The organism is Corynebacterium testudinoris (assembly GCF_001021045.1).
GTDB lineage: Bacteria > Actinomycetota > Actinomycetes > Mycobacteriales > Mycobacteriaceae > Corynebacterium > Corynebacterium testudinoris.
Map to the genome: position 1 here is coordinate 93871 of NZ_CP011545.1, position 25830 is coordinate 119700.

Genomic DNA, 25830 nt, shown 5'->3' on the forward strand with positions numbered 1-25830 from the left:
CCCCTTTGGGTTGAATCCGGGCTCTTTCGACGGGGTGAAATCACCGGGGGGGTCTGCTGCACGATCAGGTGACAACCGAGCAGCCTAATCAGATGGTTGGGCTGGAAGGATGTACACCGTGACCAAGCCCTATCCCAAAGAGTTCCGCGATGACGTTGTCCGTGTCGCACGGAATCGTGAGCCCGGTGTCGAGCTCTCCCAGATCGCCAAGGACTTCGGGGTCCACTTCACTACCCTGTACTCGTGGCTGAAGAAGGCTGACCTCGAGGACGGTGAAGTGTTGGGCTCGACTCAGGTTCAGTCGGCTGAACTGCGCGACGCCAAGAAGAGGATCCGTCTCTTGGAGCAGGAGAACGAGGTCCTCCGCCGTGCCGCGGCGTATCTCTCGCAGGCCAATCTGCCGGGAAAATGATGTACCCGCTCGTTCGTGAGTTGGCCGTGGACGGTGTCCCCGTCACGGTGACGTGTCGGGTGCTCAATCTTGCTCGCCAGCCCTACTACCGGTGGCTGGCGGACCCGATCACCGATGCAGAGCTGAATGAGGCTTACCGTGCCAATGCCTTGTTCGACGCCCACCGGGATGATCCCGAGTTCGGCTACCGCTATTTGGTGGATGAGGCCCGCGATCTCGGTCAACCGATGGCAGCGCGCACTGCGTGGCGGATCTGCTCAGACAACCGCTGGTGGTCGGTGTTCGGGAAGAAACGCGGCAAGAACGGTAAGAAGCCCGGTCCACCGGTCCACGATGACCTCTGCGCCGTCACCGATGAGGAGGGCAGAACCCGGCACGAGTTCAAGGCCGATGGCGCGAACGAATTGTGGATCGGCGATATCACCGAGCACTGGACCAATGAGGGCAAGCTCTACCTCTGTGCGTTCAAGGATGTCTACTCCAACCGGATCGTGGGGTACTCGATCGATTCGCGGATGAAGTCCCGCCTAGCCGTGGCTGCCCTCAACAACGCGGTCGCCCGCCGCGGCGACGTGGCCGGCTGCGTGGTCCACACCGACCGCGGGTCTCAGTTCCGTAGCCGGAAATTCGTGCGCGCTCTGGGCATTCACGACATGACCGGATCCATGGGCCGCGTCGGTGCGTGCGGGGACAACGCAGCCATGGAGAGCTTCTTCGCACTCCTGCAGAAGAACGTCCTCGACCGCCGCGCATGGGCCAGCCGAGAAGAGCTCCGGATCGCCATCGTTACCTGGATCGAGAGGACCTACCACCGACGCCGCAGACAGGACCGCCTAGGCCGCTTGACCCCGATCGAGTTCGAGACAATCATGACCACACCAGCCGATCAGGCTGCGTGACTAACCACTGTCACCTGATCGTGCAGCAGACCCGGGACAGACGATGCAATCGGCTGATTAATTGCCTCGTTGAGTAGTTCCACAAGTTGCGGGTTGAAAGAGCTAGGCCATAGGGATATTTGCTCTACAAGCTCTGACCCCCGTCCCGATCAGGGTTCGCTTGTTGGTAGTCCCGGAGGCCGTCCCATAGACCGTCGGTGGCGATCATTTGCACAGCACCTTCGATAACGCAACCCACCTTGAGTTCCGATGAATGCTCGGCAGATAGGCACACCTGCAGCGGGGTGGAACGGCCCTTGATCTCACCGGTGGCGACGTGAAAATTCAGGCCGGTGAGGTGATTAGTTCTGGTTTCTACGGCGTCAACCTGAAGTGTGAGTAACGTGCCGTTGCCCAGTTCTGAAGGAGTCGCACCGCCGAGGTAGTCCTCGACAAATGGATTGTACAATTCCCCTGGCTCTGGAGGCCCGGCGAATGGGTCCCATATGGTGGCTTGGGCCCATGCTGAGACATCTGGATAGATCTCGGTATCCATTGCCAATGTTGCTACGCGGAGCTCTGGGTAGAAGTCTGAGCAGACGTCGACAAGTCCTGAGGCCTCGATAAAGGGCAGGGTGAAGGGCTCGTCGACAAGTGCGGTAAAGGCGCACCATGGCTCGCCTTGAGTGTTGAAGAGGTATACCAGGGCGGTGAGATCATCGATCATCCCTGCGGTCGCTGGCCAGAAGGCTGTCTCCACCGTGAATGAGGGGAACATCGTGACCTCTGTCCCCTGCACAGCCATAATTAGTCGGGCGCCGCTGGGATCGTTGTAAATTAGCAACTCGTCGAAGGCATCCGAACCGTTGAACTTGGTGAGGCCTCGGTACGATGCCGCATCAGCGAGCTCCGCGTACGTCGGGGCATCGAAGCCGACGGCGGCTAAATCGGAAGACAGCATGATCGGCGTCGCCCCTTGATCATCCGACTGCAGTGGAATCGTTGATTCGTTGGAGACGGGAACTAAGGTCGACGACTATCGCCTGATTGCCGGCGAACAGGTCCACCAGGTTGCCGTAGGTGTCGAAAGGTGCTTCGAAGAGCTGTTTTACCTCTAGATAGCCGTTTCGTGCCAGGGCGTCCACGATGGTGCGCACGAATCCGATCTGATTCGCCGTCAATGTTGACCCCTGGAGGAGATCCGCGAACTCCTCCCGCATTGCTGTTTCATCCAGGCCGACGAGGCGGCGGATGAAGTCGGGGATGGAATCGGCGCCGAGTTTTTCTCGAAGGGTGTCCACTCCCTCAAGACCAACATCGGCGATCATCAACTCCAACGCCTCCACATCACTGGGGGTCAGTGGTCGAGCGGTCCGCAGTTTCTGCATTGCCACAGAGGAATGGTGTTGTTCGAGTTCGGCACGTAGTTTCTCTTCCACGAGGGAGACGTTGATGAACACGCTTGCTTCGCCGGTCGGCAGATCGAACTCGGCAACGTCACCGAATTCATCCTCGAAGTCTGTAATGACGGTGGTGCGTTTGTGTTGGGGAAGGAAATCCATGAGGTCACGCAGCCCGCGTCGTACCGTTTCCAGATCCTCGACTGTGACGTCTGTCCACCATTCCGGGTCGGCAACCTGGGAGAGTAGATCCCGCTGGGCCACCACTGGCGCGATGTTATCGACCATGAGCAAGTCCGCTGCGATCTTCTCGACGCGCCCGCGGTTCTTCTCCCAGGATGCATCTGGCGACATCAATGCCAGCTGTAGCTGCAGGAGGAGAAGGTCGAAACGCTTGGCTGATTCTTTGTCCTCCATCGTGGACATGGGCAGCCCGGCGATGTACTCGGCGAGTTCCTCCACGTTTCGCTCGGTGAGTGCGGACCACGCCTCGCGGCGTTGATAGCGCTCCAGCACCGGGCGATCCTGAGGGCGGACCAGGATGTGGCCGGGCGGGATCGCCTGCACCAAGGAGTGCAGGTGGGAGGAGAGCTCGGTGCGGAAGGCGGTGGCGTCGATAAGCGAGACCAGGCGAGCGCGGCTGAGGAAGAGGCGTTCGGAGAGGGTGACCTGGCGGGCGCCGGGAGTGTCGGCGACCTCGCCGTTGAGGAAGGTCTCCGCGTTGCCGCAGAAGTCGAAGACGTGGAAGACGCTCTTGTCCACTCCGGGGGCGAAGAGGTCTGGGCGTAGTCGGGTGCCGCGGCCCATCATCTGCCAGAATTTCGTCGCTGAGTACACAGGACGGAAGAAGACGAGGTTGACCACCTCGGGGACGTCGATACCCGTGTCAAGCATGTCGACGCTGATGGCCACGTTCATGCCGCTGGTGGGATTCTTGAATTCCTTGATCGCGGCAGAGGCGTACCGGGTGGAATGCGTGATCACCTGCGACGCCTTCGGGGCGTAGGCAGGAAAGAGACGGTCGAACTCCTGCTTGATCAGCTCCGCGTGCTGTTGAGTGCGGCCGAAGATGATCGTCTTGCCCAGATGGTCGCCGCCCACCTTGATGCCCTCCTGAACCAGCGTGGACAGGACTTTCCGGATCGTGTCGAGGTTGTACAGCCGCGCGTTAATCTCTGCCGGACTGGCCCCATCGGGCGGCGGCAGGGGATCTCCGGTGTCATCGCTACCCCAGTCGAGGGCATCCCAGCGCTGTTTCTCTTCCTCGGAAAGATCTTCGTAGCGGACGCCGCTGCGCAAGAACAACGAATCCTGGGTGAGCACGCGGTAGGGCACGAGGTGATTGTCCGCGATAGCTTGCTCCAGGGTGTAAGCCCCGGTGGGAACCTTGTCCTCGATGTCGAACAAGAGGTAGGTGTCGCGGTGGACATCGTCCTTGGGGGTGGCGGTGAGGCCAAGAACGTAGGAGTCGAAGTAGTCGAGGATGCGGCGGAAACGATGGTAGATGGAGCGGTGGGCCTCGTCGACGATGATGAGGTCGAAGTCGAAGGGCCGGAAACGGGCGGGCGTGGTGCCGTCGTCGCTGATCAGGCCCATCATCGTCTGATAGGTGGACACGTAGACCTGTCCGACGCCTCGCGGATCGGCCAGCAGGTTGACCGGCACGGAGTCCGGATAGTGGGCGAGGAAGTTCTCGTAAGCCTGCTCCACTAGTGCCGTGCGGTCAGCGAGGAAGAGGACCTTGCCCGCCCAGCCGGCCTCGCGGAGAAGCTTGGTGGTGGCGATGGCGACGCGGGTCTTGCCAGTGCCGGTGGCCATGACGAGGAGAGCTCGGCGGCGTCGCTCCTGCTGGAGGGATTCGGTGACGCGCCGAATCATCTCCAGCTGGTAGGCACGGCCAGCGATATCCGGGTCGACGGTCATAGCGGCGAGGTCCCGGCGGTGGCGACGCCGGTGGATGAGGGTGCGTAGTTGCTCGGTGGTGGGATATCCCTCGACCGCGCGTGTTCCATATCCGGAACCGCTCCCAGGCAGGTGGGCGGCATCATCGGTGAGCTGGATGGCGTGCCCGTTGGTGTTAAAGATCAGGGGCCGCTGCCCGTACTGTCGTTCCAAGCAGTCGGCGTAGAGCCGCGCCTGCGTGTGGCCGACCGCCATGCTGGCGCTGGACTTCTTGGCCTCCACCAGCGCTAATGGCTGGCCGTTGTCATCCCACAGCACGTAATCGACAAAGCCTTGACCGGTGCGGTTTTCTCCAGACAGCGGCATACCGCTGACAGGATGCTCCACACTGAGGTTGTCTCCGAGCGTGAATCCGGCGTCGGCGAGCATGGGGTCAATGAGATCGCGCCGGGTCTCGGCCTCACTGATTTGCGCAGGAATGCTTGGCGACGCCCCCGCACCCGCAGCCAACGCCTGCTGTTCGCGCAGCTGTGCACGCAAGCGTGCAATCTCCCTGTCGCGCTCGGCAGCGATCTCCTCGAGGCGAGAGTGATCGGCGGCGGCCTGCGCGCGGGCCTGCGCGAAACGGGCCTGCTCCGCAGCGTGCTGCTCCGCCAGTTTCTGGCGCTGGGCCTCCGCCTGATCAAGAAGGAGCGCGGACTTCGCTAACTCCTGCTCCTTCGCCTGCAGCTCCGCGGCCATCTTGCTCAGCTGCACGCGAGAGATCTGAGGCTGCGGGGCCGACTGCGTAAGCAACCTCTCGTCGAAGGGAGTGGTGGGGCGGAACTCCGGGTGGGCGGAGTGGCGAGCAGTGGCATAGTTGAGGACGTCGAACAAGTGCTTGAGCAGGCGAACTGCCTCCTGCGGCTGGATAACCTGGTCCCCGTGAACCGCGTTGTTACCCACCTTGCGGATGACGTGCATTTTGTCGCGTTGCGGGCCGGGAACAACCTCGGTGAACCCCGGGTCCTGCAACTGGTCGAACAGGCTCAGAGCCTCCCAGGCGCCCAGCTCGCGGAACTCCCAGATGTGGTGCACCAGCCGCTCCAACACATGCCGGGAGAGGAAGCAGCTGACTTTGGGGTCCGAGAGCGCCGTGCGTTCCGCCTGAATACAATCCCGCAACAATGCCGGCCAGACGCGGCCGAGGAAAGCGAAGTTGCTGGAGGCGGGGGCGGTCATGGGTGAATCATATCTGGCAGGGCTGACGTGGGTGTGGTGATGTGAACGTGAGTCCGAGGCTGCTTAGCTGAAGCTCGGGTAAAGGGGGCGAGTCTCAGGCAGCTGAAAACTCGGTGTTCTGTCGGACTCGGACCTGTGACCGTGAGGTCAGCGAGCCGCTCGCCATTGAGTAAGCAGGGACCATCTTCAATGCTTGTTCCAAAGGAGCAATGTCCTCACTCCTTACGTGAACATGTGTCTGGATCTCGCTGAGCAACGCGCCACGCGGGTTGAGTAGTTCGACGCCAACCAAGCAGTCAAACTCATCCAGATCTACAAGGCATGCCGAGTTAACCTGCACCGTGCGCGCGACTTCCGCGTCAGATAGTGCGATGTACACGGCGTTTACCGACTGATCGATGGTGATGGACATTTGCGTCATGGAAGCCTCCTTATCGCACGAACACGGTCACGATGACTGTTGGGTCGCTGTCATTTACAACGACGACGCATATTACTCTACCTATTTTTCTCTCATACACGGTCCGACCAGGATCTCCAGGACGGGTGAGCTCAGGTGAGGACAAGACCTCCCTGACCTCATCTTCCGTGATTTTTCGCCTTCTCATCCTTTGCCGGGCGTGCGGCGAGAATTTGAGAATCAATGGTCTTGCGGTGTGAGGGCCTCGAAAGCCAAGCGGCGGACGTACTCCCCGTCCACTGATATGCGGCACTCGTAGATTCCGGGCGCTGACAGGATGAGAGGACCGGAGAACACGAAGACGGTCCCGATCTTCCCATCGTATTTCACTGCATCTTCCGTGTCTTCGAGCGTAGCTGCGAATTCAATCGCTGGTGATTCTCCGGGGCCTCGAACTTCGATCGAGACCGTTGGAGCCGCCTCGTCCTCTGGTCGACGGATGCGGCCTGCGACATAAAGTTCCATCATCGCTGGAAAACCTGAGGACCTAGTTTGGGTGAAACTCGCCCCGACCGACGTGATCGTCCCGTCCTGCGTCCGGGCGAACTCTGCGAGGTACGCGTAGTCAAGGTCTGCAGCCATGATGCACAGTTAAGCATAGGGGGAGGACATTTGGCGGCCCCGCGACCGAATGGAGCCGAAGCTGACAGTGCGCAACTCTGCCAAAGTCCTCGATGTGCGCTTCCGGTCAACCCGGGACGATCCTTCTCCGGGTTGTGGCCTTCAGCCCTACACCTCGAAGAAGTCCTCATCCACCTCGACAACCGCCACAGTGCGCTTGACCTGTACGCCCACGCCGAAGCGGATCATCAGCTGTGCGAGACGGGCCCCATCGATGAGCACCACGCGCACGTTGAGATTCTCGGCATACCCCACGGCACCACTGCTGAACTGTCCGGTGGTGATGAACACCCCTTGGTGTGCCTGTTCCCCGTGCAGTGCACCGACGAACGCTTGGATGTCGGGCCGGCCCACGACTCGGTCGAGGGCGTATCGTTTCGCCTGCACGTAGATGCGGCTGAGTCCGAGCGCGTCCTGGTCAATGACTCCGTCGATCCCGCCGTCGTTGCTCAGCTGGGTGCGCGTCGCCCGGCCCTTGGTGCCGCCGTAGCCCATGCCGACGAGTAGGTCGAGGACGGCTTGCTCAAAGAAGGCGGGATCATTTGCATACAGCCGGTCCAGCAGGTCTGCCGCCACATTGGCGTGCAGCCTCTCGACGCCCGCCTCAATCTGTTCGGTCGGCGTCAGTTCCTCTTGCTTATCGACGTCTCCGCCATCACCCGCCACCGTCGACAACTTGTGGTTCGTCGCTGGCGGCACGATGCCGTGCGCCTCCGCGAACTGGGAAAGCTGCTTGCTGTTCAGGCCCTCCGGGTGGGTTGCGAGAAGCTCCCGGCCGATGTCGTTGATCGCATAGTGGGCACGCTTGGGGCGATCCAAGCAGTCAGCGCGGTGTAGATACGTAATCGCCCAGCTAATCCGACTTACGTAAAGCGCCTGACCCGAGTTGATGTACTCCAGGCGGTCCTCCTTAGTGACGCCCGTCTGCTCTGCGACCTGTTCAATGAGATCACGACGGACCGCGACCTTCCCACCCTTCAGCACCTCCAGAACCGGGGCGAGGTAGCTATCCCAAGTGCGAATAGTCATCTGAGTTTTCCTTGGAAGGCGCGGGTCCGAAGGGATTGTTGCAGTGACGCTACCGCCTTCAAGCGATTGTTTAGGTGCTGGCTCAGTTTGTCGCAGCTCGCAAGTAGCGATCCAAGTTTGTCCAGTTGTTTGGCCGAGAGCACCGGAATGGGAGCCGCGGAGAGCTGGCTCCGATTGATCGATGCGATACCAGTTGTCTGCTTTGCGGATCGCAAAAAATATGACTTCAAATGCCGGGAAGCAAGGACGGACATCAAAGTGTCGGAGGTATAAAGTGTCTCATCGTTCAAGCGAACTCGAAAGATATGATTTTGGTGGAGGCAGCCGGGAATCTCTCCCCGCCATACGGTGCCACGTCCGAGTTTGTCGGGATCTCCACCCTCAGTGAGTAGCAGATCGCCATCTGCCAGGGCGAACCTATCCTGCTCATCAAGGCTTGTCTCCAGCATTTTGACCTCAGTGAGGTCCAGGTATCCGTCTTTGACGTTCGAGACAGCCAAATAGGGGCGCGCAGTATAGACTTCCTCGTCTCGAACCCGACGACCCTTGGTAATCCCAGACTTAATTTCGGCGAGGCTGTCCAAACGGACAGTTGTTCCTCCAGCTTTTTTAAGTGTGTCCTCAACGGCATTACTTCGGGCGATCGAAATCCTTGCTTGCGCCTGGCTGGTCTGACCTACAAGGCCAGCCGCCCGATCCAGAATCCCGGCGATCCGCCGCTGCTCGTCAAGCGGGGGGAGTGGGATGGGGAGTTCGAGAAGCTGCTTCGGGGAAATGCGTGGAAGATTGATTCCGGTTGTGTGCTCTGACGTGAAGCTAAGTACGAATGGTGTTAGAAGGAAGTGATACAGGAACGTCTGATCGATGTAACCTCCTGGCTCAATCGTTAGGATGTCTGTGGTGCATATTCCAGGACGAGATGAAATAGCAATTTTCTGAAGATTCGGGCGAAGTCGACCAAAGAGGATGTGTTGATCGGAAAAGACTCGCTTCGTCGATTGAATGTCAGAGCCTGCGGCCGTTTGAAATCTCTGGATTCCCCCGCCTTTGTTGAGGTCTTCTAAACCCAAATACGAGGCATCGGCCGAGATATCGGTTGGGTTAATCAAGGTCGATGGAATCTCCACGACATCCCCCAACCTCACCATCGGCCACCCGTGGTCCGCGGTCACTTCCGATCACCCCGCAACATCTGCTCCAGCTCATCCAGACCTGTAGCGATCTCGACGTCGAGGGCGCGGATCTCAGCGAGGATCTCCAGGGGGTCGCGGGTGTCGGCGGCCTCGAAGACAATCTCCTTGTAACGGTTCATGGAGAGGTCGTAGTCGGCGTCGCGGATCTCGTCGACAGGTACGGCGAAAGACTGCTCGGTACGGGTACGGTCGCGTTCGGTACCGGTCCGCTGCGCCCACCTGTTGAGCACGTCAGGGAGGTTGTTGTTTTCATGCTGCTTGGGGGTGAGGGTCGTGGGGTCGAGAACTTCGTCGACAAGTTCGGGGTCGGGTTCCTTTTCGAGGGGGACCGGGCCGAGCAGGTGAGGTGCCAGGAGTGGGGTGCGCTTGTCATCGAGGGAGTAGCCGTCGGCGCGGACCTCGTAGAACCACACATCTTCCGTGCCGCCGCTGTTCGTTTTAGTGAAGCACAAGATCGCGGTTGATACCCCGGAGTAGGGCTTGAAGGTGCCGGAGGGGAGTTTGATGATCGCGTCCAGGCGGTGGTCGTCGATAAGTTGCTTACGCAGCGCTTTGTGCGCGTGGGTGGAATTACTGAACAACACGCCCTCGGGGACGATGACCGCGGCGCGGCCGCCGGGGCGCAGCAGCTGGAGGAAACGCTGCACGAACAACAATTCCGTCTTCTTGGAAGTGAACTTTTCCGACAACGCCGGATCGAGGGCCTTGGCATCGATGGAACCGGCGAACGGTGGGTTTGCCAGCACGATGTCGTAATTTTCGTCGTGGCCAGCCGGAAGCTGCTGCAGCGAATCCTGGTACGAGATCTGCGGATCAGTGACACCGTGCATGAACATGTTCATCGCGGCGATTCGGATCATCGTGGCATCGAAATCAAAACCCGTCAGAGCCTCGATGGGGAAGAACTCGCGGGTGCGGGGATCGAGAAGCGCGTCCCTGTGATGGTCCTTCGTCCACTCGGCGGAGCCAACGAGGAAGCCAGCGGTGCCGCAGGCGGGATCAATGACCCGCTCATGCGGGGCCGGCGCCATGAGGTTGACCATGAGATCAATGACGTGACTAACCGTGCGGAACTGGCCGTTCGTGCCGGATGCCGCCAACTTGGACAGCATGTACTCGTAGAGATCGCCGGCCATGTCCTTGTTGGGGAACGAGAGGGCGTCGATAAGCTCCATGACGGTGAGCAACGTGCCCGGGCTGTCGATGCCGAACGTGGCGTTGCGCATGTGGCGGGCAAAGCCCGCGCTGCCGAGCCCCTCACGGAGGAACGGGAACACCTCAGTATCAATCACGAGTCGGCGCTGGGAGCCGTCCGGAATCTGCATCAGCTCCCGCCACCGCAGGTGAAGACTGTTGGTGGGGATGACATCCGCTGCATCGACGCCGAGGGTGCGTTGGAACTCCGCACTCGCCTGACGCTCATCCAGCTGCTTCAAAAACAGCAGGTAAGTGAACTGTTCAATGACAGTCATCGGATTAGAAATGCCGCCGGACCAGAACGCATCCCAGATGCGGTCAACCTGATTGCGGAGAGGACCAGTGATCATAAGAGTCGAGCCTATCGGGTGGGGGTGGGGCTTGAGGCACCTCGGGGCAGGTGACTGGCAGTGATCGGGGCCGAAACGAAAAATATGTCGATCTCTGGTCCGAATATCGACATATTAGCGGGATCTGTTTAGGCTGTCGACATGAGCGACGTCCGCGTGCGGCCCCACCCAGATCGCCCCTACAATAACCTCCCAGCTCTGCCGCCGGATAAGCCAGTGGAGACGATCTCCGTGCTCAAGGCTGTTATCCGTGCCCGTGAACAACTCGCAGCACTTGACACGGCCTGTCGACTGATTCCGAATCCCTACATCATTACCTCTACCATTCCGCTCCGTGAGGCCCAGGCCTCGACAGAGATCGAGAACATCGTCACCACCAATGATGAGCTCTTCCGAGCTGCGTGGAATGTCGACCTGGATCCCACGCCAGCGACCAAAGAAGCCTTGCGCTATCGGGAAGCGCTCAATGCGGGAGTAGCAAATCTCACTGATCGGCCGGTGTCACTCAAATCAGCTGAGCAGATCGGTAGCATCCTTCTGGGACGACCAGCCCTCATACGGTCCACTCCTGGCACCTACATTGGTGATCCTCGTCGAGGGACCCGCGTGTATACCCCTCCCGAGGGGAAAGAGGTCCTAGAAGGGCACTTGGCCGCCTGGGAGAGGTTCATATACTCCGAGCATGGGGTGGATCCCCTTGTGCTGATGGCCATGACTCATTACCAGTTTGAAGCGATTCACCCGTTCCATGACGGCAATGGACGTACCGGCCGTATCCTCAACGTCTTGCTGCTCATCCAGGAAGGGCTCTTGCGTCTTCCTGTACTCTATTTGTCCGGCTTCATCGTGAGCAACAAGGATTCCTATTATCGATTGCTCCGCGGAGTGACGGAAAACTCTGAATGGGAACAATGGATTCTGTATATGGTCCGGGGGGTGGAGGAGGCAGCACGAGAGGCCTTCGAGCTCATCGGTCGCCTGCGTGAGCTCCAAGAGGACACTGCTGCCCGAATCCGCTCCCTCGGCGGAAGCGTGCCGGCAGCTGAGATGGCAGAGCTTCTCATTATCAACCCGTACATCCGTATCCAGGATGTTGTTGACTCTGGACTGGCCAAGCGGCAGACAGCGTCCGTCTGGCTTTCATCTCTAGTGGAGGCGGGGATGCTCGTAGAGGTCAAGATCGGGCGGCAGAAAATTTTCATCAACTCCGCCGCGCTTAATATCCTGACCAGTGCCTAAACATCAACATGTCGATCTAAGGCTCAAAAATCGACACGTTTCCTGGATGTGGTGATGCCATCGACATATCGGGGCGAACGCACGTTCCGCCCCACCCCGCCGACTGCCCCCTCTACCCCACACCAGCAGAGCTGTTGATCCGGGTGAGGCGCGAGTTGAGATTGATGGCGATCGCCTGATTTCAGGTGAACAGGTCGAGGGGGTTGCCGTAGGCGTCGAAGGGTGCCTCCAACAGCTCCTTCGTCTCCAAGTAACCGCTGTGCAACAGGGCGTCCAAGTTCGTATGCATGAACCCGATCTGGTTGGCCGTCAGCGTGGAACCCTGAAGCAGGTCAGAGAACTTGGCTCGCACCGCGTCCTCGTTCAGGCTGGCGAGACGACGGATGAGCTCCGGGATCAATGGGCGGGCGGTGCGCAGGGCGAGGCCTCTCCTCAACAAGTGAGCTGCTGATGATTTTCGCAACGTCGGAAGGCAGGCCGAAATCGGTGGCCACGGCTTAGTGAGGCAGCATCAACCCGCAGGTGTCTCCCGACGCCCTGCCTTCTCTGCGAATTCGTCGAGAAGATCGAGGATGTCGGGGGCCCGCCAAGCACGGCGATTCTTGGCCACCTGTGCGCTGAGGACGACGCCGTCGGCCTCCAGCCGCTCCAGGGCCTTGCGCGTGTTGGCAGGGGTGACGGATAGCTCGGCGGCGAGGCGCGGGGCGTCGACAAGCGGTTGTCGCATGAGTACGTCGAGGATGCGCCAGTCAGTAGCATCGCGCTGGGCTGTGACCTGGTCCTCCCAGGTGGAGCGGACGTCGGTGATCTCCTTGCCTAGCCAGGTGCCCAGTTCCGTGGCGCGGAATGCTGCTTCAGCGACCAACTGCACCATCGGCGCGATATCACCTGCGCTGTAGCTGGTCAGCGCGGCGAAATAGGAGTCCGGGCTGCGGAGAATGCCAGCCGACCAGGGGAGCGTGCCGTTGACAGTAAGACCGCGATGACGCAGCAGTGTGTGGATGAGGGCGCGGCCGGTGCGACCGTTGCCGTCGACGAAAGGGTGGATCGTTTCGAACTGGGCGTGGGCAATCGCGGCGTGGGCGAGGGCGGGCACGTTTGAAAGCTGCATCCACACGTCGAGGTCGGCCATGAGTGAGGGGAGGTGGCGGTGGTGCGGGGCGGTGTACATCGAATCGACAGGGTGTAGGTCGCTGCCCCCGATCCACACGGGTTCCTCGCGGTAGTGTCCCGCAATCTGTGGTTGGCTGTCGCGGAGAAGTAGGCGGTGCATGTCCAGGATTCGCCGCTCGTCGGGGAGGCTGTCACTGGAGATCGCCGCGTTCATCTGGGCGGTGGCGGCGACGACGAGTGCTGCGTTGCCGGTTCCGCCCACACCAAGCAGTTCTGCCTCCAAGATGCGGCGAGCGGAGGATGTCAGTTGCTCGATGCGGGAGGACGCAACCGATTCGCCTCGTAGCAATAAGGGGGTGAAGGGAAGCACGGTTGCTGCTTGGGTGGCGTCGAAACGAGTGATGGCGATGGTGGCCTGATCGATCTTCGCAAGGAGCTCTGTGCTGAGGGAGGGCACGGCCTCGCCGATATGGGGGACGAGCGCGGAAGGGTAGGTTGACGGCTGTTTTGCACGGGCGCGTGCGGAAAGCGCGACACGAAAGGACCAGGGGAGAGTCTCGGAGGAAAAGTGGGGCAGGGGCTCATGAGGTTACGATCGTGCCTTATCCATTCCTCATGGTGCGAATGGCGAATGGATCAGTAGTTAAACAATCTCGGTGGGTCACTTAAAGTATGGTTCCACGGCGCTACCAATCTCATTGTTGGGCGCTGCGGGGAAGGCATGAATCTCTCTTGCATCCTTGGCCCCGCGGGTTTCTTCCGGAAGGGTGTTCGTACGCGTCACGGCCTAGTTACCCACTGCGGTTCGCGATCCCACTGTCATTCATTCTCGGTATGCCTCGAAAGTGCGCAGCTGCGCACAAAAAACCTAGCCTGACCTGCACTGCAGTGTTGGGGATGGGATCCGATAGTCGTCCGAGAAGGAAGGATTTAACAGTCACACTGTTAAGACCTCGCGCTGATTTTGCCAGTCTTTGTCAGTGTGGCAGTCAACGTGCCCTGGCCGCACCCAGGTGGTCACGCCGCTCACTGTGCGCAGCTGCGCACAAAAAACCTAGCCTGACCTGCGCTGTAGTCTTGGCGCATGGCCATCCCAAAGATGGCGTGCGACGTAAGGGTCCCGCCGTCACACTGTTAAAAGCTCGCGCCGATTTTGCCGGACTTTGTCAGTGTGACGGCCAACGTGCCCCGGCCGCACCTAGGCCATCACGCCGCCACTGCGCGCAGCTGCGCACAAAAATGCCCTCTGATCAGCAATTACGTAAAAGCAGTACGCGCAACCTCGCTCGAAGCGACTCCTACTCCCCAATGAGTCCCCTGCCCGAGGAAGTGTGATTTCACCCCGTCAAAGGGAGTCCTTTCAACTGCCCCGAAGCGCAAAAACCTAGCCCCTTCGACAGCGTGATTTCACACCAGGCCAAAGCCAGTCCAAGGCCAGGCCAAAGCCAGACCACACCCAGACTAAACCCCAGGAAACGGGTGCTCCCGGTAGCGCTCCAGTAGTTCGTATCCGTCGGCGCCGTAGATGGTGGGGACGGAGCTGGTGTGGGCGGTGACGGCGTCGTCGAAGGGGGCGGCGGTGCCGTGGGAGAGGACGTGTTCGCTGGGGGTGAGTTGGCGGATGGCTACACCGGCGATGCGGTCGGGGTGTTCGAAGACGGCGTTGCCGTAGATGAGGGGGTCGTGTTGGCCGTCATCGCCGACGAGGATCCATTGGATGTGGGGGTATTCGATGATGAGGTTTCGTAGTTGGACTTTTTTGTGTTCTTGGCCGGAGCGGAAGAGTCCGGTGGGGGTGGGTCCCCAGTCGGTGAGGAGCATGGGGCCGACGGGGAGGCCGTGTTTGATGAGGAAGGATTCGAGGGTGCCGTAGGTGTTCCAGGCGCCGGTGGAGAGGTAGAAGACGGGGGCGTCGGGGTGGTTGGCTAGGAGTTCGTGGTAGAACGCGGCCATGCCGGGGACGGCTTTGCGGGTGTTGGTGTGTCGGACCCAGGAGTTCCAGGCGGCGAGGAGGGCGCGAGGGAGCCAGGTGACCATGACGGTGTCGTCGATGTCGGACACTAGGCCGATCCGTGCCCCGGGCGCCACGATGAGCACTCGGGCTTGGACGGGTTTCGCTCCTTCGGCGTCGATGGTGACGGTGTGCCAGCCGGGTTCGAGGCCGTGGTCTTGGATGAGGACGTCGATGTAGCCGTTGTCGTTGGTGCGGGAGTGAACCTCAATGGAACCGATGCGGACGGTGACGGGTTGGTAGCCGACTTGAATCGTAAAAAACTGCCTCCAGCCGCGCCCGGCTTCCTCGCGGAGATCTTTGAGGTTGCGGGGCGGGCGGTGGGCAGTTGGAGGGAGGGCGGGCTCGTCGACTTCGACGGTTGCGTCCGGGTTTTGCATGAGCACTCGTCCGAGGACGTGGACGCGGGTGGGGGAGCCGTAGCCGGCGAAGTCGGTGATGGTGGGGCGCCAACCGGCTTTCGTCGATTGGCGTGTTCCTACCCGGTTGATCGTTCGTTCTACCTTGCGAGCAATGTCAGCCAGTCCCATTTTCCCAAGACTAGCTGAGTGTTCTTAGGAGCGGACGGCGGCTTCCTCGGACTCGGCGTCGAGGGGTGCGAGGGCGCCTTCTTCCCCGGCGTCCCAGGTTTCTTCGTCGAGGATGCCAGCTCGCTTGGCCACGACTGCGGCAACGAGGGCCTGGCCCGTGACGTTGACGGCGGTGCGGCCCATGTCGATGATCGGCTCGGTGGCCAGGAGCAGGCCGACGCCGGCTAGCGGCAGGCCGAGGGTGGAGAGCACGAGGGTGAGCATGACGGTTGCGCCGGTGGTGCCGGCGGTGGCGGCGGAGCCGAGGACGGAGACGATGATGATGAGCAGGTATTCGGTGATGCCCATGTCGATGCCGTAGAACTGGGCGACGAAGATCGCGGCGACGGCCGGGTAGACGGCGGCGCAGCCGTCCATCTTCGAGGTGGCGCCCAGTGGGATGGCGAAGGAGGCGTATTCGCGGGGTACGCCCATGCGCTCTTCGACGATGCGCTGGTTGACTGGCATGACGCCCATGGAGGAGCGGGTGACAAAGCCGAGTGAGGTCACGGGCCAGACGCGGCGGAAGAAGCCGAGGACGGGGATGCCGTTGAGCTTGAGCACGATGGGGTAGATGACGCCGATGACGATTGCTAGGCCAACGTAGATCGCGAGGACGAATGTGCCCAGGGAGCCCAGTGCTTCCCAGCCGTAGGTGGAGACGGCCTTGCCGATGAGGGCGGCGGTGCCGATCGGGGCGAGGCGGATGATCCACCAGAGGATGATCTGCACGACCTTGAGGAAGGACTCGGTGAAGCCGAGGAAGGGCTCGGCGGCTTTGCCGGCCTTGACTGCGGCGATGCCGATGGCCAGGGAGATGACGAGGAGTTGCAGCACGTTGAAGTTGAGTGCGACGCCGCTGGCGTTGGCCGAGGCGCCCAGGCCGAGGATGTTGGAGGGCACGACGGAGTTGATGAAGCCGAGCCAGGAGCCCTGGGTGGTGGGCTCGGCGGCGGCGGAGGCGTCGACTCCGGTGTTGGAGCCGGGCTGCATGATGAGGCCGACGCCGATGCCGGTGAGCACGGAGAAGAATGCCGTGATGGCGAACCACACGAGGGTGGATACGGCGAGCTTGGCGGCGTTGGCGACCTTGCGCAGGTTGGCCACGGAGGTGACCACGGCTGCGAAGATGAGCGGCGGGATCATCAGCTTGAGCAGTTGGACGTAGGTGTTGCCGCCCCAGGTGAGGATGTCGGAGAGCCAACCGTGCTCGCCGTCGGGCAGTCCGGCGTCCATGGAGCGGGCTACCAGGCCGAGGATGAGGCCGATAATCAGGCCGGCGATGACCTGGGCGCCGAAACCGGTGGACCAGGCCGGTAGTCGACGGGTGGTGCTGGTGGACATTCGTGCTCCTTATGGAAAGTTTTCGGGTAATAGGCATTATCTGCCCGTGGTCTGACCTTTGTCAAGACTGGATAGTCTGGCATAAAAATACCAATCTGTCTACTACGGGCGAGGGTGAGCCTCGATACACTCAGAAAGCATGAGCACACCCTACGACGAGGTCCCCGGCGTCGGCGCCCCGGCCCGCCGCGCCCTCCAGGATGCCGGGTACCCCGACCTCGAATCTCTCCACGGAATCTCCTACCCGGACCTGTTAGCACTCCACGGCGTCGGCGCCCGCGGTTTGCAACGCCTCCAGGCAGCACTTACTGCCCAGGGCCTTTCGCTTATCGACGCCCCCGCATCCCCGGCGTCCGCAGCAAAGACCCACCCGACCGCGGTCAGCCCGATCGACTTCGTCGACGGCCTGGATTCGCCGCGCCGGGTCAAGGATGGGCACCTGCTCCTGGAGCTTTTCGCCCGGGCCACCGGTGGCGCGGAGGCAGTCATGTGGGGTCCCAGCATGATTGGTTATGGGCAGGCGCATTATCGCTACGCGACCGGGCGCGAGGGCGACACTTTCCAGATTGGCTTTAGCCCCCGCAAGGCAAAGCTCTCGTTGTACGGGCTGCAGGGGCATCCGCGCTCGGAGGAGCTGCTGGGGAAGCTGGGTAAGCATGACACGGCGGTGGCGTGCGTGTACGTGAACAAGCCGGAGGACGTGGACCTCGGGGTGCTGGAGGACTTAGTCAAGCATGCCTGGAAGGAAAGCAACCATGACTAACACCTACCTTGATGGGGAGAGCCTGGCGGTGCTTGGCGGGCTCGTCGGCACGCAGGTGCACGGGTACGGCACCGACCTGGAGGTGGAAGAGGGGGTTGGCGCGTTCGGGGCGTGGGTGCGCACGGAGCTGGGGTATGTCCAGCTGGAATACGTGGAGACGGTGATTGATTTCGCGGCGGGCGAGCGGGTCGAGTCCGTGTTGCGGGTCAGTCCACCGACGCTAAGCAGCCCCGGCGGGGAAGAGTACGAGTTGGCAGGCCAGCTCACCGCGATCGCGCGGATCCAGGACGGCATCACCCAGATCGGATTGCCTGAGGGGGAGCAGGAATGGCAGTGGTGGCGCGACAGCGGGATTCGCTTCACCCTGGGCAATGGGCAGGAGCTGCTCATTCATTGCGCCTCGCCCGTGACCATCGAGGTTGTTATGCAGGCCGGGCCCGTGGGCACGCTGGAGCCACGGACGGCGGGGCGGGTGTATCAGGAGGGGGAGAAGCGCCGGTATGTCTACGAGCGCAGGGAGGTCCCGCTCGAGATTTAGAGGTAGAACGCCTGGTGATAGGTGACGGTGCCGAGGGGGACGGCGGCGTCGGTAAGCGGGATGGCCAGGAAGTAGGACTGGTCCACGCCGGGGAAGGTCAATTCCTCGTAGCGGTCGAAGCCGAAGCGCCGGTAAAAGGCGGGGTCGCCGAGTGCCACCGCACCGTCGGCGTCCAGTGAACGGAGCTCGTCGAGCGCCCGCGCCATGAGCTGCGAGCCGATGCCCGCGCCCTGGCGATCGGGGTCAACGCTGATGGGTCCAATGCCGAACCACTTCTCGCACCCATCCTCGATACTGACGGGGGAGGCTGCGATGTGGCCGACGACGGAGGCACCCTTGACGGCGATGAGGGAGAAGGTGAGCGCGTCGGCGTCGCGAAGCATCTCGACGATCTGTGACTCCTTTTGATCGGAGTACGGCATATCCCTGAACGCGCGGAGGGTGAGATCCCGGATGGCTGAAATATCCGACTCCGTCTCCCGCCGAATGGTGAAGGTGTCCATGGGTGCATCTTACGCGGGTGGTCGGCCGCGCCGCCCCGAGACGGTTGGGTGACCGGAGATCCAGAAGCGCAGCGGGGCGTCGGCATTTTTGGTGATGCCGATGCGCCGCCCGCGCACCCACTCCACCTCGTCCGTGGGTGCTGTGATCTCTGGCTGGGCGCCGTTATCGCCTAAGTCCAAGCCCAGCGCTTTCCCGAGGTTGCCCGGCCCCTGCGCCAACCGGTGGAAGGGCACCGCGCCGCGCCGCTCCTGCGCTAAGTCCACGCCGCTGACCACCTCCCCGGCGCGCAGCAAACAGCCCTGACCGGTGCCAACTGGTGCGCACACGAGGTTTCCGGCCCGGTGGATGCCGTAGGACAGGTAGACGTAGAGGCGCCCGGGCGGGCCGAACATCGCGGCATTCCGGGGCGTCTCGCCGCGGTAGGTGTGCGCGGCTTCGTCCTCGCTGCCCAGGTAGGCCTCCACTTCGGTGAGGCGCACGCCGACGCCATGGAGGTGGATCGTCGCGCCGAGCAAGTGCGGGGCGACGATGTCGGCGGGAGCGGAGAAGTCGATCATGGGACCGAAGTGTATTTCCGTAGAGTGGGGCCATGACTGCACTGCTGTTTGATCTTTTCGGCGTGTTGCTCACAGAACGCACGGACGCCGGTCGTCGTCGCGTCGAGCGCGCCATCGGCGCAGATGAGAGCATGTGGCCGATCTACGAGGAGCTGCGCCCGGCGTACAACGTCGGTGATGTCAGCGATGAGCGCTTTTGGCGCCAGGTCCAATTCCGCGCGGGGCTGGATCCCATCGACATCCCTGAGGCGGTCGCCGCGGACTGGGAGTCCACGTCCGCGGAGGATCCGGCGATGGTCGCCCTGGTCAGAGAGCTTATCGACGCCCGCGTCAGGCTCGGCCTCCTCACCAACATTCCGGCAGGCCTGGCGAAGCAGGTCCGCGCCAAACACGGCTGGATCGACAGCTTCGATGCGGTCACGATGTCCTGCGACATCGGGGTGGCTAAACCTGATCCGCGGGCGTTCGCCGTCGCGGCGGCCGCACTGCATGCCGGGCCGAAAGAGCTCATCTACGTCGACGCTGATCCCGTCAACGTGGCCGCCGCGAACGAAGCCGGCTGGAAGGCCGTGTTGTTTACTGGTCCCGAGTCCGTCCGAAAGGTCCTCCCATGATCCTAGAATTTGAAGGCAAGACTCCACAGATCCATCCCAGCGCCTGGGTCGCCCCGACGGCCGTCATCATCGGCGATGTGGAGATCGGTCCGGACTCGTCGGTGTTCTATGGTGCCGTCCTGCGCGGGGATGTGAACAAGATTCGGATTGGGGCGCGGACGAACATCCAGGACAACTCGGTCCTGCACGTCGACGAGGATGCGCCGTGCACCCTGGGCGATGACGTCACCGTGGGGCACATGGCGTTGGTGCACGGCACGACGGTCGGTGATGGCACGCTCGTGGGCATGAAGTCGGCGCTGCTCTCGGGGTCGGTGGTTGGTGCCGGTGCCCTCATTGCGGCGGGCGCGGTGGTGCTGGAGGGGCAAGAAATCCCCGATAAATCCTTGGCCGCCGGTGTTCCGGCGAAGGTGCGCCGCGAGCTCAGCGACGAGCAATCCGCCAGCTTCATCCCCCACGCCGGGCGCTACGTCGAGCTGGCGAAGCGGCACGCGGGGATCTAGAGCCGCCGGTTATCGATGAGCCTGGTCCCGCCGACGTGGATCGCCGCCACCGCCAGGTCACCGGGGCCGGGGGTGGCCACGGGCAGGAGGGTCGCGGGATCGACGACCTCGAGGTGGTCGAGGTCCACGCCCTCGGCGGCGGCCAGCTCCGCGCGCACCTGCGCGAGCGGGGTTCCGGCACGCAGGGCCTCCAGAGCGCGCGGCAGGGCGAGGGCTTGTGCCCGCGTGGCAGGAGTGAGGTGCTGGTTGCGGCTGGATTCGGCCAGGCCATCGGCCCCGCGGATGATGGGCACCGGCCGGATCTCCACGTCGAGGTTGAGGTCGGCAACCAGGCGCTGGATGATGGCCAACTGCTGGGCGTCTTTCTCCCCGAAGTAGGCGCGCTGCGGCCGCACCAGGAGGAAGAGTTTGGTCACCACGGTGGCCACGCCGTCGAAGTGACCGGGCCGGGAGGCACCCTCCAGGCGGGAACCCATGTCGCCGGTGCGGACCCAGATCTCCGGGAGGCCGCCGGGGTACATCTCTTCCACGCTGGGGGCGAAGACGGCATCGACACCGAGTGAGGAGAGGAAGGCGACGTCGGCGGTGAGGTCGCGCGGGTAGTTGCGGTAGTCATCGCACTCCCCCAGGTCGGTGAACTGCAGGGGGTTAACGAAGATGCTCACCACCACCGTGTCGTTCTCCGAGCGCGCGCGGCGGACCAGCTCGCCGTGGCCGTGGTGCAGGGCACCCATCGTGGGCACGAGCCCGACCTCCCCGGTGCGGGTGAAAGAGCGCAGCTCGGCGATAGTGCGCAGCACCTGCATTAGAAGGACTCCGCCTCGGAGGGGAAGGCGGAGTTTTCGACGTCCGCGCGATAGGCGCGGGCGGCGCTCAAAAGCACGCCGCCCAGGTCGGCATAGGAGCGCACGAACCTCGGGGTTGTGCCGCGGCCGAGGCCGAAGGCATCGGTCCACACGAGGATCTGGCCATCGCACTCGTGTCCGGCGCCGATACCGATGGTGACAATGTCCAGCTGGGAGGTGACCTCCGCGGCGACGGAGGCGGGGACCATTTCCAGGACGACGGCGAAGGCGCCGGCTTCCTGGACCGCGCGGGCGTCGGCAAGCACTTGGTGAGCAGCGTCCCCCCGGCCTTGGACGACGTGCCCGCCGAGGGCGTGTTCGGATTGCGGGGTGTAGCCGATGTGGCCGACGACGGGGATACCGGCGTCGACAAGCGTGCGGATGGTGGGGGCTACCTCGACGCCGCCTTCGAGCTTGACGCCGTGGACGTCGGTTTCCTTCATAAAGCGGACGGCGGTCGCGAGCGCCTGCGCGGGGCCCTCCTCGTAGCTGCCGAAGGGGAGGTCGGCGACGACGAAGGCGCGCTGGGTGGCACCCGCGACGGCGCGGGACATGGTGATCAGCTCATCGGTGGTGATGGACAGCGTCGACTTCTGGCCGAGGACGACGTTGGCGGCGGAATCACCGACGAGGAGGAGGTCGATCCCGGCTTCGTCGAAGATGGCCGCAGTCAGGGCGTCATAACTGGTCAGGCAAGAAATCTTGCGGCCCTCGGCCTTGGCCTGGGCAAAGTGGCGCGTGCGCATCCGTGCAGACATGGCTCATGAGTATAGACGGAGGTCAGACGCTGACCATGCCCAGTGGCTCGCGGAGCAGCTGATCGAGGGCGACGGCACGGGCAATGGCGCGGACGATTTCGCGGTGGGTGGGGATCATCCGCAGCTCGATGTCGTTGTCACCGAGGGCGGCGCGGGCGGCTCCGGCGAAAAGCTTCGGGGCCGCCGGATCATCAATAAACGCGCTACCAGCGACAACGATGGTCGAGGGTCGGTGTTCCCGGGCGAGTTCCGCGGTGAGTTCGCCGAGCTGGTGGGCGCGGGTATCCAGCAGGGGGCGGGCGGAGGGGTTGCTCACGGCCGCGGCCAGGGAGGGGAACCTGCCTTGGAGGACCCCGGCGGTCGACAGCGCGGCGCTGCCAGCAGGCAAGGCGACCTGGGTGACGCCGGCGTCGTTGGCCACGGCGGCGCCGAGTGAGTCATCGGCGAACAGAGCCAAGGTGGGGGAGGGATTGATGGGCAGCTCGGTGGATTGCACTTCGGAGCCGAGGATCGCCGGGACCGCCGCGGAGACGACGACGGGCACGGAGAATTGGTAGCGCAGGCGGCCGGCGAAGTCGACGCCGTGCCAGCCGAGGTTGGGGGCGTCGACGATGCCGTCGCGGCTGACGTGCCCGGAGGTGGTCACGCCCACCGACACCAGCGGTCGATCCAGGCCCGCGGTGAGGCGGTTGAGTCCGGCCATGACGTGCTCAATGAAGTCGCTTTCCGACAGTCGCGCGACCGGCGTCGGCACATCCGCGTCGCGGATGGTGCGTCCCCGGGTATCAAAAAGCCCGATGTAGGTGGTGGAGGTGCCCACGGAGATGCCCGCGTGGAGCCAGCCGCTGGGTGCCAGCTCCAGCGGGACGGTGGGGCGGCCGCGACCGTGGGAGTGGGTGAGGTCGGTGCGCTGATGGACCAGCCCGGCATCAATAAGCGAGGCGACTGCGCGGGTGATCGTGGGCTGGGACAGCCCGGTGGCCTCGACCAGTTCGCTCCGGGTGACGATGTGGTGGAGGCGGATGTGATGGAGGCACTTGGCCGCGGGGGTGCGCGGACGTGAGAAGACGGTGCCTGCGATGGTCATGCTGGCATCGTACATCTAATTAGACCATGCCGTCTAATCCGATCGTTTTATTCTAGACAACTTAGTCTGTATCGGTGGTGCGAGGCCGCGGTTTGCGATAGCGGACAAACGAGGGCACGAACAGCGCGCACACCACGGTGCCCACGATGACCAGCGCGCCACCGGCCAACGTGGTCAACCCCACGCCCAACGGTCCCGCCGCCCAGCCATGGAGCACATCCGCCAAGCGCGGTCCACCCACGACGATGATGATGTACACACCCTGGATACGCCCCTGCACATGCTCCGCAGCCGACTGCTGCAAGATCGCCGTGCGCAACGCCGCGGAGAACATATCCGCCGCCCCGCCGAGTACGAGCATGAACACCACCAACCAGGCGTAGATGCTCACCGCGCCGGGGCTGAGCATGACGCCCAGGCCCGCGCCCATGATGGCCACGCCCCACACGATGACGCACACGATGACCGCCCACCCCTGCCGCACGACCCGGGAAATCCAGCCGGACAGCAATCCGCCGAGCACCGCACCCGCGGCCATGGAGGAATAAAGGAGCGCGAGCATGAGGCCGGGTTCGCGCTCGCCGAAGCTCACCGCGGCTATCTCGGGATACAGCGCCCGGGGCATGCCGAAGATCATGGCGATGAGATCCAGCAGCATCGCCACGAGGAGGATGGGCTGGCCACGCAGGTAACGCAGGCCGTCGATAACGGAATGGACCCCGGCCCGCCCGGCCGAATCCTTTGGCGGCAGAGAGGGCAAGGCAAGGACCGCCCCGAGCGTGGGCAACAACAACAGCGCATCGAGGAAATACAGCCAGGAAAAACCGATGAAGGGGATGAGCGCGCCCGCAAGCAGCGGCCCGATGATCGCCCCGGCCTGCATGAGCATCATGTTGAGGCTGGCGCCCGCGGGGAGCTGATCCATCGGCAGGATCGTCCGGTTAACAGCCGTCCGCGTCGGCTGATTCACCGCGAAAAACGCCTGTTGCAGGGAGAACGTACCCAACAGCCACCAGACGTTAGTGTTGCCGCTCAAAGTCAGGCCCCAAAACATCACCGCCGTGAGGATCATGCCCACCGTGGTGGCAATGAGAACCTTGCGCTTATCCAAGCTATCCGCGATGGACCCGCCGTAGAGGCCGAAGATAACGAGCGGGACCAGGCCGAAAAGGCCCGTCAGACCGACGTAAGCGCTCGACCCGGTGAGGGAGTAGATCTGCGCCGGGACCGCCACCACCGTCAGCTGCGCGCCGATCGTCGTGGCGATATTCGCCGTCCATAGGCGCCGATAGGCAGGAACCCGCAGGGGGCGGGTATCGGCTAAAAGGTCACGGAAGCTCACGGAGGGTCATGGTAGCCCCGTTCCAGCTGTAACCCGGTGACCAGCTCCGGCAGGCCGAAGGCGGCGGTGGTGCGCCAGGAGACATCGGCGACGCGGGTCAGCTCGGTGTCCTGGGGTGAGATCTCCAGCAGCGGCGTGCCCACCTCGCGGGCAACCAAGGGCAAGGACGCGGCTGGTTGCACCACTCCCGAGGTGCCCACGATGATGACCAGATCCGCCGCGTGCATCCTCTCCTCCGCGTCCCGCCACGCCCGCTGGGGCAGCATCTCGCCGAACCACACCACTCCGGGTCGGATGAGGCCGCCGCAGAACACGCAGGTCGGCGGGGCAAGCCGCTCGACGGGCTCGGCCGGATAGTCCACGTCGCCGTCGAAGGGGCGGGAACAATGCGAGCAGTGGTAGTCGAAGAGCGAGCCGTGCAGGTGGGTGACCTCCGCCAAGCCGCCGCGCTCGTGGAGATCATCGATGTTCTGGGTGGTCACTGATACCTCTGCTATCTCCGCCCACTCGGCGATCGCCCGGTGGCCCGCATTGGGCTCAGCCGCGCGGCAGCGTTGCGCGCGCCATAAGTACCAGGCCCACATGGGCTCCGGGTCGCGCTCCCAGGAATCGACCGAGGCCATCGCGATGGGATCGACCTGGGACCACAGGCCGGTCTGGGCGTCGCGGAAGGTGTCTAACCCAGATTCGGCGGACATGCCAGCGCCGGAGAAGATCTCGATGCGCTGGGCCGAGCGGGCCAGGTCAAAGGCTTGGGCGAAAGCGTCCATGTCTTCCACGCTATAGAATCCGACGCATGGTGTCTGTTACTGCCGTCGCTGTTTATTGTGGCTCTTCCCACGGGGCTCGTCCTTCTTATACGCAGGCGGCGCGGGAGATGGGGACCGCGCTCGCAGAGCGCGGTTGGCGGTTGGTATATGGCGGCGGTGCGGTGGGGCTGATGGGGGAGGTGGCGGACGCGGTCGTCGATAAGCAGGGGGCCGTGACGGGGGTCATCCCACGTCAGCTCGTCGACCTGGAGCTGTCGCACCCCGGCGTCACGCAGCTGGAGATTGTGGACACGATGGCCCAGCGCAAGTCCCGGATGGAAGAGCTTGCCGACGCCTTCGTGGCCCTGCCCGGCGGTGCCGGCACGTTGGAGGAACTCTTCGAGGTCCTCACCATGCAGCAACTCGGGGCCATCACTGGCCCCGTCGCCCTGTGCAACGTTGAAGGGTTCTGGGATCCGCAAATCGCCATGCTGCACCGGGCCGTCGAGGAAGGCTTCCTCCTGCCGAAGTTTCTTGACTCCCTCATCGTGGCCGAACGACCTGGTGAAATCCTTGATGCCTTTGCTAGTTGGGAGCCGCCAGGCGGAAAATGGGACGAATAGGGCCACCA

26 protein-coding genes are annotated in these 25830 nt (G+C 62.9%); 7 read left to right on the forward strand and 19 right to left on the reverse strand.

The genetic code is table 11. The features are described from left to right. Positions 1–118 precede the first annotated feature (118 nt). Positions 119–1311, forward strand: a protein-coding gene (locus CTEST_RS00480) for an IS3 family transposase (RefSeq protein WP_407919233.1) whose coding sequence is annotated in 2 segments (ribosomal slippage) — positions 119–403 and positions 406–1311 — 1191 coding nt in all. Because the reading frame shifts where the segments join, the coding sequence is not laid out codon by codon here. Between the two features lie 124 nt (positions 1312–1435). Here the strand turns inward: CTEST_RS00480 and CTEST_RS00485 are convergent. The 8 genes from CTEST_RS00485 to CTEST_RS00515 form a co-directional block, all read right to left on the reverse strand. Next, positions 1436–2251 carry a hypothetical protein gene (locus tag CTEST_RS00485; protein WP_047252063.1) on the reverse strand — a complete coding sequence of 272 codons (816 nt, stop codon included), beginning with the start codon at positions 2249–2251 and terminating at the stop codon, positions 1436–1438. A 19-nt stretch (positions 2252–2270) separates the two neighbouring features. Then, entirely contained in the window at positions 2271–5813 is a 3543-nt protein-coding gene (locus tag CTEST_RS00490) for a DEAD/DEAH box helicase family protein (protein WP_047252064.1), read from the reverse strand. A 94-nt stretch (positions 5814–5907) separates the two neighbouring features. Continuing rightward, on the reverse strand, positions 5908–6234 hold the full coding sequence (locus CTEST_RS00495; protein ID WP_047252065.1) for a DUF2283 domain-containing protein: 327 nt from the start codon (positions 6232–6234) through the stop codon (positions 5908–5910). A gap of 10 nt (positions 6235–6244) precedes the next feature. After that, positions 6245–6526: a DUF4258 domain-containing protein gene (locus CTEST_RS13885; RefSeq protein WP_269082326.1), complete on the reverse strand. Its 282-nt coding sequence runs from the start codon at positions 6524–6526 to the stop codon at positions 6245–6247. Further along, entirely contained in the window at positions 6454–6855 is a 402-nt protein-coding gene (locus CTEST_RS00500; protein WP_047252066.1) for a DUF6941 family protein, read from the reverse strand. The genes CTEST_RS13885 and CTEST_RS00500 overlap by 73 nt, the downstream gene beginning before the upstream one ends. Positions 6856–7002: 147 nt before the next feature. Continuing rightward, positions 7003–7923, reverse strand: coding sequence for a restriction endonuclease (locus tag CTEST_RS00505; RefSeq protein WP_047252067.1), 921 nt, complete (start codon positions 7921–7923; stop codon positions 7003–7005). Then, positions 7920–9071 (reverse strand): restriction endonuclease subunit S, encoded by a 1152-nt coding sequence (locus CTEST_RS00510; RefSeq protein ID WP_260452632.1) that lies wholly within the window; start codon positions 9069–9071, stop codon positions 7920–7922. Before CTEST_RS00510 ends, CTEST_RS00505 begins: the two co-directional genes overlap by 4 nt. A 20-nt stretch (positions 9072–9091) precedes the next feature. Further along, the gene (locus CTEST_RS00515) at positions 9092–10663 is read right to left on the reverse strand and encodes a class I SAM-dependent DNA methyltransferase (protein WP_047252068.1); all 1572 of its coding nucleotides are present in this window, start codon (positions 10661–10663) and stop codon (positions 9092–9094) included. Positions 10664–10804: 141 nt separating this feature from the next. Here CTEST_RS00515 and CTEST_RS00520 point away from each other — a divergent pair, with 141 nt between their 5' ends. Continuing rightward, complete coding sequence (locus CTEST_RS00520; RefSeq protein ID WP_047252069.1) at positions 10805–11902, forward strand: Fic family protein; 1098 nt, start codon at positions 10805–10807, stop codon at positions 11900–11902. A 181-nt stretch (positions 11903–12083) separates the two neighbouring features. On the opposite strand, the gene CTEST_RS00525 is transcribed toward CTEST_RS00520, so the two are convergent. The 4 genes from CTEST_RS00525 to CTEST_RS00540 form a co-directional block, all read right to left on the reverse strand. After that, positions 12084–12341: a type I restriction-modification enzyme R subunit C-terminal domain-containing protein gene (locus tag CTEST_RS00525; RefSeq protein ID WP_047252070.1), complete on the reverse strand. Its 258-nt coding sequence runs from the start codon at positions 12339–12341 to the stop codon at positions 12084–12086. Between the two features lie 72 nt (positions 12342–12413). Continuing rightward, positions 12414–13472: a Fic family protein gene (locus CTEST_RS00530; RefSeq protein WP_236686110.1), complete on the reverse strand. Its 1059-nt coding sequence runs from the start codon at positions 13470–13472 to the stop codon at positions 12414–12416. 1004 nt (positions 13473–14476) lie between these two features. Continuing rightward, positions 14477–15556, reverse strand: a complete 1080-nt coding sequence (locus CTEST_RS00535) for an App1 family protein (RefSeq protein ID WP_047252072.1) — start codon at positions 15554–15556, stop codon at positions 14477–14479. Positions 15557–15580: 24 nt separating this feature from the next. Then, positions 15581–16939 carry a dicarboxylate/amino acid:cation symporter gene (locus CTEST_RS00540; RefSeq protein WP_047252073.1) on the reverse strand — a complete coding sequence of 453 codons (1359 nt, stop codon included), beginning with the start codon at positions 16937–16939 and terminating at the stop codon, positions 15581–15583. Between the two features lie 139 nt (positions 16940–17078). On the opposite strand from CTEST_RS00540, the gene CTEST_RS00545 reads away from it, so the two are divergent. Both CTEST_RS00545 and CTEST_RS00550 read left to right on the forward strand, forming a co-directional pair. Continuing rightward, positions 17079–17702 carry a DUF1801 domain-containing protein gene (locus tag CTEST_RS00545; protein ID WP_047252074.1) on the forward strand — a complete coding sequence of 208 codons (624 nt, stop codon included), beginning with the start codon at positions 17079–17081 and terminating at the stop codon, positions 17700–17702. Continuing rightward, entirely contained in the window at positions 17695–18240 is a 546-nt protein-coding gene (locus CTEST_RS00550; protein ID WP_047252075.1) for a hypothetical protein, read from the forward strand. Before CTEST_RS00545 ends, CTEST_RS00550 begins: the two co-directional genes overlap by 8 nt. Here the strand turns inward: CTEST_RS00550 and CTEST_RS00555 are convergent. Then, positions 18237–18743, reverse strand: a complete 507-nt coding sequence (locus CTEST_RS00555; protein ID WP_047252076.1) for a GNAT family N-acetyltransferase — start codon at positions 18741–18743, stop codon at positions 18237–18239. The two genes, CTEST_RS00550 and CTEST_RS00555, sit on opposite strands and share 4 nt — an antisense overlap. A 9-nt stretch (positions 18744–18752) precedes the next feature. Beyond that, positions 18753–19301, reverse strand: coding sequence for a DNA-3-methyladenine glycosylase (locus CTEST_RS00560; RefSeq protein ID WP_047252077.1), 549 nt, complete (start codon positions 19299–19301; stop codon positions 18753–18755). A 32-nt stretch (positions 19302–19333) separates the two neighbouring features. Between CTEST_RS00560 and CTEST_RS00565 the strand changes: the two genes are divergently transcribed. Then, on the forward strand, positions 19334–19915 hold the full coding sequence (locus CTEST_RS00565; protein ID WP_047252078.1) for an HAD-IA family hydrolase: 582 nt from the start codon (positions 19334–19336) through the stop codon (positions 19913–19915). Next, the gene (locus CTEST_RS00570) at positions 19912–20418 is read left to right on the forward strand and encodes a gamma carbonic anhydrase family protein (RefSeq protein ID WP_047252079.1); all 507 of its coding nucleotides are present in this window, start codon (positions 19912–19914) and stop codon (positions 20416–20418) included. Before CTEST_RS00565 ends, CTEST_RS00570 begins: the two co-directional genes overlap by 4 nt. Here CTEST_RS00570 and panC read toward each other — a convergent pair. The 5 genes from panC to CTEST_RS00595 all read right to left on the reverse strand — a co-directional run bounded on the left by panC (position 20415) and on the right by CTEST_RS00595 (position 25220). Next, complete coding sequence (panC, locus tag CTEST_RS00575) at positions 20415–21224, reverse strand: pantoate--beta-alanine ligase (RefSeq protein WP_047252080.1); 810 nt, start codon at positions 21222–21224, stop codon at positions 20415–20417. The genes CTEST_RS00570 and panC overlap by 4 nt on opposite strands. Continuing rightward, positions 21224–22021, reverse strand: coding sequence for a 3-methyl-2-oxobutanoate hydroxymethyltransferase (gene panB, locus CTEST_RS00580; protein WP_047252081.1), 798 nt, complete (start codon positions 22019–22021; stop codon positions 21224–21226). The genes panC and panB overlap by 1 nt, the downstream gene beginning before the upstream one ends. Before the next feature lie 22 nt (positions 22022–22043). Further along, positions 22044–23108: an ROK family transcriptional regulator gene (locus CTEST_RS00585; protein ID WP_047254118.1), complete on the reverse strand. Its 1065-nt coding sequence runs from the start codon at positions 23106–23108 to the stop codon at positions 22044–22046. Between the two features lie 61 nt (positions 23109–23169). Further along, positions 23170–24450, reverse strand: coding sequence for an MFS transporter (locus CTEST_RS00590; protein WP_047252082.1), 1281 nt, complete (start codon positions 24448–24450; stop codon positions 23170–23172). Beyond that, positions 24447–25220, reverse strand: coding sequence for an NAD-dependent deacylase (locus CTEST_RS00595; protein ID WP_047252083.1), 774 nt, complete (start codon positions 25218–25220; stop codon positions 24447–24449). Before CTEST_RS00595 ends, CTEST_RS00590 begins: the two co-directional genes overlap by 4 nt. Positions 25221–25246: 26 nt before the next feature. Here CTEST_RS00595 and CTEST_RS00600 point away from each other — a divergent pair, with 26 nt between their 5' ends. Then, positions 25247–25822, forward strand: a complete 576-nt coding sequence (locus CTEST_RS00600; protein WP_047252084.1) for an LOG family protein — start codon at positions 25247–25249, stop codon at positions 25820–25822. Positions 25823–25830: the final 8 nt, after the last annotated feature.

Excerpts from the sequence above, each read along its gene's own strand:
- CTEST_RS00485 (WP_047252063.1), bottom strand. The coding sequence starts at position 2,251 with ATGCTGTCTTCCGATTTAGCCGCCGTCGGCTTCGATGCCCCGACGTAC.
- CTEST_RS00490 (WP_047252064.1), bottom strand. The coding sequence starts at position 5,813 with ATGACCGCCCCCGCCTCCAGCAACTTCGCTTTCCTCGGCCGCGTCTGG.
- CTEST_RS00495 (WP_047252065.1), bottom strand. The coding sequence starts at position 6,234 with ATGACGCAAATGTCCATCACCATCGATCAGTCGGTAAACGCCGTGTAC.
- CTEST_RS00500 (WP_047252066.1), bottom strand. The coding sequence starts at position 6,855 with ATGGCTGCAGACCTTGACTACGCGTACCTCGCAGAGTTCGCCCGGACG.
- CTEST_RS00505 (WP_047252067.1), bottom strand. The coding sequence starts at position 7,923 with ATGACTATTCGCACTTGGGATAGCTACCTCGCCCCGGTTCTGGAGGTG.
- CTEST_RS00510 (WP_260452632.1), bottom strand. The coding sequence starts at position 9,071 with ATGGTGAGGTTGGGGGATGTCGTGGAGATTCCATCGACCTTGATTAAC.
- CTEST_RS00515 (WP_047252068.1), bottom strand. The coding sequence starts at position 10,663 with ATGATCACTGGTCCTCTCCGCAATCAGGTTGACCGCATCTGGGATGCG.
- CTEST_RS00520 (WP_047252069.1), top strand. The coding sequence starts at position 10,805 with ATGAGCGACGTCCGCGTGCGGCCCCACCCAGATCGCCCCTACAATAAC.
- CTEST_RS00535 (WP_047252072.1), bottom strand. The coding sequence starts at position 15,556 with ATGGGACTGGCTGACATTGCTCGCAAGGTAGAACGAACGATCAACCGG.
- CTEST_RS00540 (WP_047252073.1), bottom strand. The coding sequence starts at position 16,939 with ATGTCCACCAGCACCACCCGTCGACTACCGGCCTGGTCCACCGGTTTC.
- CTEST_RS00545 (WP_047252074.1), top strand. The coding sequence starts at position 17,079 with ATGAGCACACCCTACGACGAGGTCCCCGGCGTCGGCGCCCCGGCCCGC.
- CTEST_RS00550 (WP_047252075.1), top strand. The coding sequence starts at position 17,695 with ATGACTAACACCTACCTTGATGGGGAGAGCCTGGCGGTGCTTGGCGGG.
- CTEST_RS00555 (WP_047252076.1), bottom strand. The coding sequence starts at position 18,743 with ATGGACACCTTCACCATTCGGCGGGAGACGGAGTCGGATATTTCAGCC.
- CTEST_RS00560 (WP_047252077.1), bottom strand. The coding sequence starts at position 19,301 with ATGATCGACTTCTCCGCTCCCGCCGACATCGTCGCCCCGCACTTGCTC.
- CTEST_RS00565 (WP_047252078.1), top strand. The coding sequence starts at position 19,334 with ATGACTGCACTGCTGTTTGATCTTTTCGGCGTGTTGCTCACAGAACGC.
- CTEST_RS00570 (WP_047252079.1), top strand. The coding sequence starts at position 19,912 with ATGATCCTAGAATTTGAAGGCAAGACTCCACAGATCCATCCCAGCGCC.
- panC (WP_047252080.1), bottom strand. The coding sequence starts at position 21,224 with ATGCAGGTGCTGCGCACTATCGCCGAGCTGCGCTCTTTCACCCGCACC.
- panB (WP_047252081.1), bottom strand. The coding sequence starts at position 22,021 with ATGTCTGCACGGATGCGCACGCGCCACTTTGCCCAGGCCAAGGCCGAG.
- CTEST_RS00585 (WP_047254118.1), bottom strand. The coding sequence starts at position 23,108 with ATGACCATCGCAGGCACCGTCTTCTCACGTCCGCGCACCCCCGCGGCC.
- CTEST_RS00595 (WP_047252083.1), bottom strand. The coding sequence starts at position 25,220 with ATGGACGCTTTCGCCCAAGCCTTTGACCTGGCCCGCTCGGCCCAGCGC.
- CTEST_RS00600 (WP_047252084.1), top strand. The coding sequence starts at position 25,247 with ATGGTGTCTGTTACTGCCGTCGCTGTTTATTGTGGCTCTTCCCACGGG.